Here is a 13850-nt window from a genome sequence, read left to right as displayed (position 1 = left end):
CCATTATTTCGGGCGCATTAATACCATGTGGCGTTCTGCGCCCAAAGTGGGCACATCTAATTTATCAATTTGATAAACATCAATATTTTTCGGCACATTTTCCAATTCTTCGTAGGGATACACACCTTTCATGGCTGCCCAATAGCCATTTTCGTTCAATAAATGCTTGGTTAGCGCAATAAAATCGTGCAATTCGGCAAAAGCGCGACTGGTTACCACATCTACTTTTTTATCGTGCATGGCTTCCACGCGACCACTTGCCACCGTTACATTTTTCAAACCCAATTCAATCACTGCTTGTTGCAAAAAGGTGGTTTTTTTCGTATTGGAATCCAGTAGGGTAATCTGTAAATCGGGGCAACAAATGGCAGTCGGAATCCCCGGCATACCGCCGCCCGAACCCACGTCCATCAAAGTTTTCGCATTCGCCACATAGGGCAACAGGGTTAAGCTGTCCAATAAATGATGGCTAATCATGGTGCGCTCATCGCGCAAAGCAGTTAAATTATAGGTGCTGTTCCATTTTTTCAGCAAGGCAATGTATTCCAGCAACAATAACTGTTGGGTGGCAGGCAATTCCAAATTCATTGCCTGCAAACCCGCTTTGAGTTGTTCTTTTAAATCAGTCATTTTTATTTTCCTATTTTATTTTGATGATTAGCCTAAATGCTAACCGAATTTGTGAAAATATGTAAGACGTTGGCATAAATTTTGCTATTTCCACGATAATAATGAACTTTATTTTAGGAATTGAGCATGCGCACGCAAAAAGGTTTTACTCTGATTGAATTGATGGTTACCATCGCGATTTTGGCGATTTTGGCAGCCATTGCCTATCCATCATACATTGATTATATTCGCAAAGGGCGTTTGGAAGACGCACGCGCTACGATTTTGGACAATAAAAAATTGATGGAACGCTATTACGGCGCAGCGCGTACTTTTGAATGCAAAGCCCCCTATTCCACCAATATCGGTGTAGCCTGCAATGCCAACAAAGCCATTGTTGCCAACACCAGCAATTCTAAAGTGAACAAATACTACGATTTTGAAGTGCAATTAGCCGATAATGGCAGCAATTACATCATCACCGCCACACCCAAAGAGGGCGTGTATAACAATAATGTATTGGAAACCCAACAAGTATATTTGATTTACCATTCAGGCAGCGAAAGTTATGCCAAATGCACTTCTAGCGGCAAAACCAATTCTCTGAAAAATGACAAAAACATGAAAACCATTGAAGGTTGTGTGGCATTGTAATTTGCAGGCTGCCTGAAATATCGTAAACCCCAATAAAACACGCCAAATCATACGATTTTGGCGTGTTTTTTATGAAATTTGTTAAAATGGCGCGTTTTTGAATTTTCAGGCAGCTTGAATATGAATTTCCCCCTTCCCAAACCCGCGCAAAAATCCTTCTGGACAGATTTATCATTAGGCTCAATGCCTTATTTATTAAGCGAAAATCTCCCCAAAAATTCAAGCAAAATCATTTTAACTGCCGACAGCGAAACCGCCCACCGACTTCATCAAGCATGGCAATTTTTCCGCCCACGCGACAATGCCCTGTTTTTCCCCGATTGGGAAACTTTGCCCTACGAACATTTTTCGCCACACCAAGACCTTGTTTCTGAACGATTATCTGTATTGTGGCAACTGAAAAACGGTATGGTGGACGCGCTGTTTTTGCCCGTTGCCACCGCCATGCAAAAGCTCGCGCCTGTGTCGTTTTTGTTGGCACGGACGTTTTGGTTGAAAGTCGGTCAAACTTTACACATTGATTCTTTAAGGGAAAATTTGATTCAGGCAGGCTATCATTTGGTGGACAATGTGTTGGCGGCAGGCGAATTTGCCGTGCGCGGTGGCATTGTGGACGTGTTCCCCATGGGTGCGGATTTGCCCTATCGCCTTGATTTGTTTGATGAAGAAATTGACACCATCAAAATTTTCAACCCCGAAACGCAGCGAACCATTGAAAACATTCAAGAAATCAGATTGTTGCCCGCCCACGAATTCCCTACCGATGCGGACGCGCAGAAAATCTTCCGCAGCCGTTTCCGTGAAGAAATTGATGGCGACCCCAGCGCGGCAGCAGTGTACAAAGCGGTGGGCAATGGGCAATTTGGCGCAGGCGTGGAGCATTATTTGCCTTTGTTTTTTGAAGAGAATTGTGCCAATCTGTTTGATTATGTTGGCGAAAATGCGATTGTGGTTTGCACGGACGATGTCCACGCCTACGCCAACCGTTTTTGGGGCGATGTGAAGCAACGCCACCAATTCGCGCAGGGCGAGCCGCATTATCCGCCACTTGCACCGCAGTTTTTGTATTTGTCGCCCGACCAGTTTTCAGGCTGCCTGAAACCGTATCCGCAAATTTGGACTTCGCCCGACCACCGTCACGATTTGCCCAATCTTGCCGTAAATCGTCAGTCGGAACAGCCGCTTTTGGCGTTGCAGGATTTTCAGGCAGCGTTTGACGGCAAAATTTTGCTTTGTGCCGACAGCTTGGGGCGCAGGGAAACCATGTCCGCTTTTTTCAAACAAAATGGTTTGGACGTGGCACAAGTGGCAAGTTGGCAGGATTTTGTTCAACAAAACCATAAATTGGCAATTTGCGTGTCGCCTTTGGTGCAGGGCTTTCAAATTGCCGACAACCTTGTTCCCTCCCCCGTCTCAAACGGGGGAGGGTTAGGGTGGGGGCAATTTGGCGAAACCACCCCCCCCCCAGCCCTCCCCCGCCAGTCGGGGGAGGGGGCAGATGTGTGGCAGCCTGAAAATGCGTTGGCACAATCCCATTCACAAAATGTGAAAAATCAAGTTTCAGGCAGCCTGAAAATTGCCGTCATCACCGAAACCGAACTTTATCAATACGTTGCTCGCCCCAAAACGCGCCGCTTGAAACACGCCAAAATTGCCGACACCGCCTTGCGCGATTTGGCAGAAATCAACATGGGCGACCCCGTTGTCCACCAAGAACACGGCATTGCGCGGTATCAAGGCTTGGTCAACATGAATTTTGGCGATGGCGACACCGAAATGATGTTGCTGGCATACGCCAACGAAGCGCAACTGTATGTGCCTGTTTCACAACTGCATTTAATCAGCCGCTATTCAGGCAGCGCGTCCGAAAACGTGCAATTACACAAACTCGGCACAGGCGCGTGGGGCAAAGCCAAACGCAAAGCCGCCGAACAAGCCCGCGACACCGCAGCCGAATTGCTCAATTTGTATGCCCAACGCGCAGCACAATCGGGTTTCAAATTTGAAATCAACGAATTGGATTATCAAGCCTTTGCAGACGGATTCGGCTACGAAGAAACCGAAGACCAAGCCGCCGCCATCGCTGCCGTGTTGAAAGATTTAACCCAAGCCAAACCGATGGACAGGCTGGTGTGTGGCGATGTCGGTTTTGGCAAAACCGAAGTGGCGTTGCGTGCCGCATTTGTGGCGGTGATGGGTGGCAAACAGGTGGCGGTACTCGCGCCCACCACTTTGCTGGTGGAGCAACACGCGAAAAATTTTGCCGACCGTTTTGCCGATTTTCCCGTTAAAACGGCGGCGTTGTCGCGTTTTAACAGCAGCAAAGAAACCAAAGCCACACTCGCAGGCATGGCAGACGGCACGGTGGACATCGTGATTGGCACACACAAATTGGTGCAAGATGATATTGCGTTTAAAAACTTGGGCTTGGTCATCATTGACGAAGAACACCGCTTTGGCGTGCGCCAAAAAGAGCAACTCAAACGCCTTCGCGCCAATGTGGACATGCTCACGCTGACCGCCACGCCCATTCCGCGTACATTAAGCATGGCTTTGGAGGGTTTGCGCGATTTTTCATTGATTACCACCGCGCCATCGCGCCGCCTTGCCGTGAAAACTTTTGTCAAACCCTTTGGCGATGGCAGCGTGCGCGAAGCCGTGTTGCGCGAATTGAAACGCGGCGGACAGGTGTTTTTCCTGCACAATGAAGTAGAAACCATTGAAAATATGCGAGAAAAATTGGCAGAACTCTTGCCCGAAGCCCGCATTGGCGTGGCACACGGACAGTTGCGCGAACGCGAATTGGAACAGGTCATGCGCGAATTTTTGCAACAGAAATTCAATGTTTTACTCTGTTCTACCATCATTGAAACGGGGATAGACATTCCCAATGCCAACACGATTATCATCAATCGTGCCGACAAATTCGGTATCGCCCAGTTGCACCAGTTGCGTGGGCGCGTGGGGCGCAGTCATCATCAGGCGTATGCTTATCTTTTTACTGGCGAATTTGTCAGCAAAGACGCGCAAAAACGTTTGGACGCGATTGCGGCTGCCGATGAATTGGGTGCAGGTTTCGCGCTTGCCATGCAAGATTTGGAAATTCGCGGCGCAGGCGAAATTTTGGGCGAGGGGCAATCGGGCGAAATGGCGCAAGTGGGTTTGACTTTGTACACGGAAATGTTGAAACAAGCCGTGCGCGAGTTGAAAAAAGGGCGTGTGCCTGATTTGGACGCGCCTTTGGGTGTGAACACGGAAATCAAGCTCCATGCACCTGCTTTGCTGCCTGAAAGTTATTGCCCCGATATTCACGAACGTTTGGTGCTGTACAAACGTTTGGCAACTTGCGAAAACATCAATCAAATCAACGATATTTTTGAAGAACTCATAGACCGTTTCGGGCTGCCTGAACAAGCCGTGAAAACGCTGGTGGAAAGCCACAAATTGCGGATTATGGCAAGCGATTTGGGCATCAGCACGGTGGACGCGACTGCCGAAGCCATCACATTGGCGTTTGGCAAAAACATGGTGCTGAACCCAGCCAAAATCATCGCCATCATGCAACGCGAAAAAGGCTGGCGCATGGCTGGCAGCGACAAATTGCGCGTGGAAATGAAAAGCGCAGATGTGGTGGCACGGATTGAAAATGCGCGGAAAGTGTTAAAATTGTTGGCGGAATGAGGGTTCAGGCTGCCTGAAAAGGTTTTTTCCAACTTCAAGCAGCCTGAAAAATATCTGTTAATAATCATTAAAGTATGTTAAAATAACGGTTATTTTTATAAGGAAAATATAATGCAAGTTCGCAAGTTCGCAAGTTCGCAAGTTCGCAAGTTCGCTAACGCTTAACGCATTTTCAGGCTGCCTGAAACCCTTTTTCGCAATGAAAGGGGTGTAATCATGGCAGGAAACAAAAGTCTACACGCTGCCAATAAAGCGAAAAACGATGAATTCTACACGCAACTTTCTGATATTGAGAAAGAATTGCGCCACTACAAACATCATTTCAAAAATAAAATTGTTTACTGTAATTGCGATGACCCGCGTGTAAGCAATTTCTTTCACTATTTTTCATACAATTTTGAACAGCTTGGTTTGAAAAAACTAATTGCCACTTGCTACAAAAGTCAAGAACGCGATTTATTCAGCCAAAACAACAGCGAAACCGCCGTTTATTTGGAATATACAGGCGATAAAAATGGCGACAATTTGCCCAATCCCGATGAAATCGCCGTTAAACTACTCAAAGGTGATGGCGATTTTCGCAGCAAAGAATGTATTGAATTACTGAAACAAGCGGATATTGTGGTAACCAATCCGCCATTTTCACTGTTTCGTGAATATGTAGCACAGTTAATTGAATATAAAAAGCAATTTCTGATTATTGGCAATAAAAATGCCATTACTTATAAAGAAATTTTCCCCTTAATTCAAAATAATCAAATGTGGTTGGGGGTAACACCAATGGGGACGGATATGTTGTTTGGTGTGCCTGATGATTATGCGGCTATCTTGGTGGAAAAGAAAAAAGCAGGCAGCAGCTATCGGATTATTGACGGTGTCATTAAAGCACGCGCCCAAGCGTGTTGGTTTACCAATTTAGACCATGATAAACGCCATGAAAATTTGATTTTGTATAAACAATATAATCCAGAAGATTATCCAAAATATGATAATTATAATGCTATTGAAGTAGGTCAAGTTTCTGATATTCCGATAGATTATGATGGAGCAATGGGTGTACCCATTACATTTTTAGATAAATACAATCCTGAACAATTTGAAATTATTGGAATTGACAGATATGTGGAAGACAATCCAAATTATGGAAAACGTTTCACAATCAATAATAAAGAAGTTTATGCCAGAATTTTAATTAAAAACAAAAAGGTAAAAAATCATCATGAAAATTGAAATGACCACCATCACAATCCGCCAATTGGTTGAAAATTATCAAGATAATGCCGAAAATGGTGTCCGTGCATTTGGCGGAAAATTGGATGTGCGTCCACCCTATCAGCGTGAATTTGTTTATAAAGACAAACAGCGTGATGCCGTAATTAACACCATTAACAAAGGTTTTCCACTCAATGTAATGTATTGGGCAGTACGCGATGACGGCACATTTGAAATTGTGGACGGTCAGCAACGTACCCTTTCCATTTGCCAATATGTGAATGGTGATTTTGCTTATGAAATGCGCTATTTCCATAATTTGCAACCTGATGAACAAGAAAAATTTTTAAATTATGAATTAACGGTTTATCAATGTACAGGCAGCCCTAGCGATAAATTAGATTGGTTTCAAACCATCAATATCGCTGGCGAAAAATTGACCGACCAAGAATTACGCAATGCAGTTTATGCAGGCAGTTGGGTTACAGACGCAAAACGCCATTTCAGTAAAAATGGATGTGTGGCGTATCAAATTGGTAAGGATTATTTAAATGGTTCGCCAATCCGCCAAGATTTTTTGGAAACAGCAATTGCTTGGCACGCCAATCAAAGTAGCGATACTGCCATTCGGCAATATATGGCGATTCATCAGCATGATAAAAATGCCGATGATTTGTGGCTGTATTTTAAAAATGTGATTGAATGGGTTAATTTGAAATTCCCAGTTAAACGCGCTAAATTGATGAAAGGACAAGATTGGGGATTTCTATATAACCGTTTTCAGGCTGCCAATTTGGATAAAGATGCATTGGAAAGTGAAATTGCCAAATTGATTGCCGATGATGATGTGGGAAATCAAAGGGGGATTTATCCCTATGTTTTAACACGTGATGAGAAATTTTTGAATATCCGTGCTTTTTCAGACAGTTTGAAACAAAAAGTTTTTGAAAAACAAAAAGGTATCTGCCCGAATTGTAAACAAAAATTTGAATTAGCCGAAATGGAAGGCGACCATATCACACCTTGGAGTGAAGGTGGTAAAACGGTGGAAGAGAATTGCCAAATGTTGTGTAAACCGTGTAATCGCCGTAAATCCAATAAATAATTATTGCATGAGAAAATGCTTACGATAAAATACCGTGAGCATTTTTTTATTTCAGGCAGCCTGAAAGGACTTCCCCCCATGCCCCAAGACTGGAACCCCCAAGCCTATTTAAATTTCGCTACCCAACGCAACCGCCCAGCCCTAGAATTGCTCTCCCACATTCTCCATCGCCCCGCACAACACATTACCGATTTAGGTTGTGGCGCGGGCAACAGCACCGCGCTGTTACGCGAAGTTTGGCAACACGCCCACATCACAGGCGTGGACAATTCGCCCAATATGCTGGCAGCAGCGCGTGAAAACTTGCCATCGTGCGAATTTATTCAGCAAGATTTTCACGACTGGTGCAGCGATGTGCCGCAAGATGTGATTTTTGCCAATGCTTCTTTGCAATGGTCGCCCGAACCCGAAACATTGTTTTCGCATATTATTGAACAACTTGCACCCAATGGCGTGTTGGCAATCCAAATGCCCGATAATTTAAACGAGCCATCTCATCGTCTGATGAACGAAGTCGCGCAATTACCACAATGGCGCACCACCATGCAACAGGTCGCCAGTCGCCCAAATATATTAAAAGTACATGATTCTTATGATATTTTTGTAAAAAATCATTGTCGCGTGGACACTTGGCATACGGTTTACCACCATGTTTTGCCCGATGTTGCCAGCATTGCCCAAATGTTTGCCAGCACCGCACTGCGCCCCTATTTGGCGTGTTTAGATGAAACGCAACAATTTGAATTTCAAGAAATTTATATTCAAAAATTACAACAATATTATCCTAAACAATACGATGGGCAAATTTTATTGTCTTTGCCACGTTTGTTTATTGTGGCGGAGAAAGTTCAGGCAGCCTGAACATTTGCCACACAATAAAGGGCGGATTTGCTTTCCGCCCTTTTTTATTTTTTAACAACACAACCATCACACCCGTTCAATCCCCTTGACACATTTATTCACTTATTTTATAAAATCATTCCGATAAAAAAATTACATCTTATTACATTATGCTTACCCTACACCCCATCAGCGAAAACGGCATTGTTTGCCAACTTCCCCCGCCAGCCGAATTAGCCAAACAACAAAAAATCTGGGCATTTGCCGATAAACTTCAAACGCTTGAACATGTGGCAGAAGTGGTGGTTGGCATGAACAACGTTACCATTTTCACAGACTATGGCGTGGATTTGCACGATTTTTCAGGCAGCCTGAACGCGATTTGGGACGAAACCCAAGCGGCAAACTATCAAGGCAAACACGTTGAAATCCCAGTCGTTTACGGTGGCGAATTTGGCATGGATTTGGCGGACGTTGCCAAGTATCACAATGTTTCCATTGAAAAAATTGTCGCCGAACACACCAGCCACACCTACACCGTTTTTATGATGGGCTTTCAGGCAGGTTTTCCATATTTGGGCGGATTAGCCGAACATCTGCACACGCCGCGCCACACCACGCCACGCACGCGCGTGGAAGCGGGTTCGGTCGGCATTGGTGGGGCGCAAACGGGGGTTTATCCCTTTGCATCGCCAGCAGGTTGGCAGATTTTGGGGCGCACCAATCTTCCATTGTTTCAAGCGGATAACACGCCACCGACTTTGCTTAATGCGGGGGATACGGTGCGATTTGTGGCGGAAAAAATTGAGAAATAAGGTTACAAAAAATATTTTTCAGGCTGCCTGAAACCGTAAAATAACCACAAACCCGTCCCCTCTCCTTTGGGAGAGGGTTAGGGAGAGGGGAAAACTGACGATGCTCAACGATTTTTCCCTCTCCCCAGCCCTCTCCCAAAGGAGAGGGAGTGGGTTTGTGGCAAGATTAAAATTGGTCGTGTATTTTCAGGCAGCCTGAAAACAATTTAAAAATAACAGGATAAAACAAAAATGTTAGAAATCACATCATGCAACGCATTGGCGAGCGTACAAGATTTGGGGCGTTACGGTTGGCGGCGATTTGGCGTGGGACACGCTGGCGCAATGGACACTTTGGCGTTGCGGACGGGCAATATTTTGCTGAATAATCAAGAAAATGCCGCCGCGATTGAAATCGCATTGGGCGGATTGAGCGTGAAATTTGAACGCGATATGCCCTTTTGCATCACAGGCGCGATTTACGAAGCGTTTTTGGACGATGAACCCGTGCATTCCTACTGGCGTTACAGCGCGAAACGCGGTCAAACTTTGCGTTTGGTGCGCGCGGTGCATGGCATGTACGGCTATTTGTGCGTGGACGGTGGCGTGGACGTACCCGAAATATTGGGCGCAAAAGCCACCGATTTAAAAGCGCAATTTGGCGGATTTCACGGTAGAAGTTTGCAAAAAGGCGATAAATTGGGCGTGTTGGGCGATTCAGGCAGCCTGAAAAAAGTCGGCGTTGCGCCCATCGCGCTGACCAACCGCATTCACGCCTTGCCCTCATCGGAATACGGGCAATTCAACCGCAACGCGCATTTCCGCTTTTGGCAAAACGGCTGGACACTGCAAAGCGACAGCAACCGCATGGGCTACCGTTTGGGCGGTGGCGTGTTGGAACGCGCGGAAAATGTGGAAATGTTGTCGCACGCGGTGCAATTTGGCACGGTGCAAGTGCCGCCAAGCGGTCAGCCGATTGTGTTGATGGCGGACACGCAAACCACTGGCGGTTATCCGAAAATCGCGACTGTGGTGGCGGCGGATTTGGGACGTTTGGCGCAAATTCGGTTTGGCGCGAAGGTGTTTTTTCAGATTGCCACGCCACAAGAAGCCGCCAAATTAAAACGGCGCAATGAAGCGTATTTGCATCAAATTGAAGTGATTGCGCGGTCAAAATAAATTTCAGGCAGCCTGAAAATCGCGCGAATTTGTTTTAAAACCATGTTGCATAAGGAAAAATCATCATGTATGCCACACGTTCATTGTCATTCACACATCAAAAGCACATTCAACTCCATGCTTTAAAAGGCAAATTATTGGCAAATAACCGCGATTTGGAAACGGTGGTTTCGGGTTACGGTGGTGGTGGCGAAATCAAAGGCAAGGCTTCAGGGTCAGTGTTTGGCGGTTCAGGCAGCCTGCACGGTACGATGAAAGGCAAAATTGACCCAGTTCGCATTCGCAGCGAAACTCTTGTGCATGAAGAATTGTTTTTACTGGACGAAACGACTGGGCAAGAGCATTCATTTCATTTTACCGATTGGCAAATTTCATGTCGCCCTGATAATCAAATCATCGTGGTTTGGTGGAACGATGAAAGGCGAAACTCGGTTGTTTATGTAGAAAATCAATCGCTTAATCAAAATTATCAAGCACCAGCCAAATTGAGTTACCCCAATTTTATCGGTTCATTTGAAGGTTTTTTGATTGTTTTGGCACGATTGTTTTTGATGATGGCGATTTTGGCTGTGGTTTGGTTTGGGGCGGATTGGTTGTTTTTGCCCACCGATTCATTCGCAAAAGTCATTTATTATGTGGTGAAATTTTTTGTGATGTGTGGCGTGTTTGGGTTTGCGTGGGCAATGAGCAATGATATTGATTTTGCGAAATATTGTGCGCCCACCGCTCAACGCGATACGGCAAAATTTGAAGATGAAATCAGCAATTTGATTGATGAAGTGCGTGGATAAAATGTTCAGGCAGCCTGAAAATGAAAAACATAAAATACGAAAACCAAATTCAATCTTCCAAAATATTCAGCAAACACGCCACTTATGGCAACTTACCCATTCCGAAAAACCGTTTATTTTTAACGCCTTCGCTTATTGGTATGCCAGACGTGTTGTGTTTTCGCTATGGTTCGCACGTTTACCGCGTTTTTTGGCAGGATTTGCAATTGGCATATTGGGAAGAATGCGAGCGTTGGGCGATTAAAGAATGTCCGCCACCGCCTGATTATGATGACGAAAATTGGCGAGCATGGGACGAAAAAATTTTCGCTTTAACGCACGATATGCCCGAAAAACACAATTTAATCATGCGCCCCAGTTGCGTGATTAAACAAAGTTATTCAGGCAAAATCATCAAAATGTCATTGCCAAACAAAGAGATTGTCCCTGAAACGGTTTACGAAATGGCATTGTCCATATTGAAACGCGAGAAAACCATGTTGGACTATTTTCCTGATGTGGTTTATACAAAAGATGATTTTTTCAGCGAACCCAGTCAGGCAACCTGAAAAATGAAAAAAATGTTTTCATTTCCCATTTTGATTTTAATTGTGGCGATTGTGAATTTGGGTTTGACGATTTTATGTTTGTCGCTTGGTTATTGTGTTTCCACCAGACGCTTTTTGCATATTCATGATTTTAATGAAAGAATTTGGCTGTCCGCTTTGCATTTTTTGGCTGGTGTGGTGGCGATATTTCTATTCTACCAGTTTGCAAAAAACGAATAGCCACAACCAAACGCGTAGGTTGGGTTGCAAACCCAACATCAACACAATTTAAATTTGGAAAAATGTTGGGTCAAGACCCAACCTACATTTTTCAGGTGGTTTCCGTAGGTCGGGCATTTATACCCTACATAATCAATCGCGGCACATTGTGTCGGGCATAAATGCCCGACCTACAAACTCTGAAAAAAACACACAACCCATTAAAAGGAAAAGAAAAATGCAAGTGGATTTAAACGCCGATTTAGCCGAAGGTTTTGCGGTGGACGAAACGCTGTTGCAGCGCGTAACGTCCGCCAATATTTGTTGCGGCATACACGCAGGTGGCGCGAAAGAAATCGCCCAAGCCCTTGAATGGGCAAAACAAAATGGCGTTCGAGTGGGCGCACACCCCAGCTTTCCCGACCGTGAAAATTTCGGCAGAAAAAACATGAATTTGCCAGCACACGAGTTACGCGCTTGGCTGTTGTATCAGTTGGGTGCGGTGCAAAGTTTGTGCGACCATTTTGGCGTAGAAATGGCGTATGTGAAACCGCATGGCGCGTTGTACAACCAATCGGCACAAGACCTTGATTTGGCAAATTTAATTTGTAAAACAATCCAACAATTTAACCCCAAATTGAAATTGATGGGGCTTTCAGGCAGCCTGCACATTCAGGCAGCGCAAAACACAGGTTTGGGCGTGATTTCGGAAGTGTTTGCCGACAGACGTTATTTGCCAGACGGCTCGCTGGTGCCGCGTTCGCGCCCTGACGCTACGGTCGCCAGCGATGATGAGGCGGTGGCGCAGGTGTTGCAAATGGTGCAAGAACAATCGGTTACGGCAGTGGACGGCAGCCGCGTGGCGGTGCAAGCCGACAGCATTTGTTTGCATGGCGATGGGGCGCACGCGCTGGAATTTGCGGATAAAATTCGCAAGGCTTTGGCGGATAATGGGATAAGCATTCAGGCAGCCTGAAAATATTTTTAAAGGATAAAATCATGTTTAAAAAAGTTATTTTGGCAATTTTGGTGTGCAATGTGTTGGCGTGTTCCGACAAATCCGACCAAAAAACACAAACCCAATCCAAAAATGCGGTCGCGCAAACCCAAACCGCGCCACCGCCTAAAATCGCGCCCAAACCACAACCCAACTATCGTGTGGAACACCAAAATGGTCATGTGGGTTTGCTCAATCAACAAGGCGAAGTGGTCATTCCATTTGAATACAATCGTTTGGAATTGTCCAATGATGAAAAAACCTTGTTGGCGATGAAAAAAGATTCGGCGTTGTACGGTTTTATTGACATTTCGGGCAAAGAAATTGTGCCATTCAAATACAAAAAAGCGGCTGAATTCAGCGAAGGCTTGGCTGCCGTATCCGAAGATGGCAAGAAAATGGGCTTTATTGATTTAACGGGAAAATGGGTCATTCCTGCCCAATATGATTGGCAAGGTTTGACCCCATACCAATTTACCGATGGCGCGGTGGTGGTGTATCAAGACGCGCCCCAAGAAATCAAAAATCCCCTGAATGGCGAAACCGCTACGCTCAACATTCCGCAAGCTGCTGTCATCAATGCGAAAAATGAAATCATTGTGCCATTTGGTCAATATGCAGGCATGGACGGTTTCAAAGAAGGCTTGGCGCGTGTGGAAATCAAAGCCAAAAGCGATGGCACGATGGACAATGGCAAAATGGATTTGGGGAGACGTTTCGGTTTCATCAACACCAAAGGCGAATTGGTCATTCCAACCATTTATCATGACGCAGCCGTGTTCCGCGAAGGTTTGGCAAATGTCGCCATTAAAGACAAATACGGTTTCATTGACCAACAAGGCAACACGGTTATTCCGTTTGAATACGACAATCATCTGCACAGCTATTTCCACAATGGTTTTGCCACCATGGTTAAAAGACGGAACGGCAGCATTATTTGTGCATCGGGCGTGATTGATGTGAATAATCGCGTGATTGTACCGTTTGAATACGACAAAATTCAATACACGGAAGACGGTTTCAGTGCAATCGGTTGCGACAATGATAAGAAAACTTTATTTAATCGTGAAGGCAAACGCATGTAGTCATTGATGGTTTTCAGGCAGCCTTTCAGTACACGACAAAAATCTTTCAGGCTGCCTGTAACCTGTCCCCTCTCCCGCTTGCGGGGGAGGGTTAGGGTGGGGGTTCGTTGATTTTCAAGACAATTAATTTATTCCACAAATTTTCCCCCACCCTAGC

The 13850-nt window shown here is 45.2% G+C and carries 13 protein-coding genes; 12 read left to right on the top strand and 1 reads right to left on the bottom strand.

The genetic code is table 11. The features are described 5' to 3' along the window. Positions 1 to 3: 3 nt before the first annotated feature. Positions 4 to 630: a 16S rRNA (guanine(527)-N(7))-methyltransferase RsmG gene (gene rsmG, locus Q338_RS12605; RefSeq protein WP_034296170.1), complete on the bottom strand. Its 627-nt coding sequence runs from the start codon at positions 628 to 630 to the stop codon at positions 4 to 6. A gap of 126 nt (positions 631 to 756) precedes the next feature. Here rsmG and Q338_RS13940 point away from each other — a divergent pair, with 126 nt between their 5' ends. The 12 genes from Q338_RS13940 (at position 757) to Q338_RS12545 (ending at position 13693) form a co-directional block, all read left to right on the top strand. Further along, entirely contained in the window at positions 757 to 1263 is a 507-nt protein-coding gene (locus Q338_RS13940; protein WP_051968655.1) for a type IV pilin protein, read from the top strand. Between the two features lie 120 nt (positions 1264 to 1383). Then, the gene (gene mfd, locus Q338_RS12595; protein WP_034296169.1) at positions 1384 to 4944 is read left to right on the top strand and encodes a transcription-repair coupling factor; all 3561 of its coding nucleotides are present in this window, start codon (positions 1384 to 1386) and stop codon (positions 4942 to 4944) included. Between the two features lie 216 nt (positions 4945 to 5160). Then, the gene (locus tag Q338_RS12590) at positions 5161 to 6174 is read left to right on the top strand and encodes an adenine-specific methyltransferase EcoRI family protein (protein WP_034296165.1); all 1014 of its coding nucleotides are present in this window, start codon (positions 5161 to 5163) and stop codon (positions 6172 to 6174) included. Between the two features lies 1 nt (position 6175). After that, a complete protein-coding gene (locus Q338_RS12585) occupies positions 6176 to 7261 on the top strand; it encodes an HNH endonuclease family protein (protein WP_245946740.1) in 1086 nt (361 codons plus the stop codon). 15 nt (positions 7262 to 7276) lie between these two features. Then, positions 7277 to 8122, top strand: a complete 846-nt coding sequence (gene tam / locus Q338_RS12580; protein ID WP_211249463.1) for a trans-aconitate 2-methyltransferase — start codon at positions 7277 to 7279, stop codon at positions 8120 to 8122. 149 nt (positions 8123 to 8271) lie between these two features. Then, positions 8272 to 8916 carry a 5-oxoprolinase subunit PxpB gene (gene pxpB / locus Q338_RS12575; protein ID WP_034296158.1) on the top strand — a complete coding sequence of 215 codons (645 nt, stop codon included), beginning with the start codon at positions 8272 to 8274 and terminating at the stop codon, positions 8914 to 8916. A 231-nt stretch (positions 8917 to 9147) separates the two neighbouring features. Beyond that, on the top strand, positions 9148 to 10074 hold the full coding sequence (locus Q338_RS12570; protein ID WP_034296155.1) for a 5-oxoprolinase subunit C family protein: 927 nt from the start codon (positions 9148 to 9150) through the stop codon (positions 10072 to 10074). A gap of 65 nt (positions 10075 to 10139) precedes the next feature. Next, positions 10140 to 10865 carry a hypothetical protein gene (locus tag Q338_RS12565; protein WP_034296152.1) on the top strand — a complete coding sequence of 242 codons (726 nt, stop codon included), beginning with the start codon at positions 10140 to 10142 and terminating at the stop codon, positions 10863 to 10865. A gap of 20 nt (positions 10866 to 10885) precedes the next feature. Further along, positions 10886 to 11413 (top strand): hypothetical protein, encoded by a 528-nt coding sequence (locus tag Q338_RS12560; RefSeq protein WP_034296150.1) that lies wholly within the window; start codon positions 10886 to 10888, stop codon positions 11411 to 11413. A gap of 3 nt (positions 11414 to 11416) precedes the next feature. Further along, positions 11417 to 11632 carry a hypothetical protein gene (locus tag Q338_RS12555; RefSeq protein ID WP_034296148.1) on the top strand — a complete coding sequence of 72 codons (216 nt, stop codon included), beginning with the start codon at positions 11417 to 11419 and terminating at the stop codon, positions 11630 to 11632. Positions 11633 to 11849: 217 nt separating this feature from the next. Continuing rightward, positions 11850 to 12587: a 5-oxoprolinase subunit PxpA gene (gene pxpA / locus Q338_RS12550; RefSeq protein ID WP_034296146.1), complete on the top strand. Its 738-nt coding sequence runs from the start codon at positions 11850 to 11852 to the stop codon at positions 12585 to 12587. Between the two features lie 23 nt (positions 12588 to 12610). Next, positions 12611 to 13693: a WG repeat-containing protein gene (locus Q338_RS12545; protein WP_034296143.1), complete on the top strand. Its 1083-nt coding sequence runs from the start codon at positions 12611 to 12613 to the stop codon at positions 13691 to 13693. Positions 13694 to 13850 lie beyond the last annotated feature (157 nt).

Source organism: Alysiella crassa DSM 2578, assembly GCF_000745955.1.
GTDB lineage: Bacteria > Pseudomonadota > Gammaproteobacteria > Burkholderiales > Neisseriaceae > Simonsiella > Simonsiella crassa.
The sequence above is the reverse complement of the archived record's forward strand: the minus strand, read 5'-3'. Positions and strand labels throughout refer to the sequence as shown.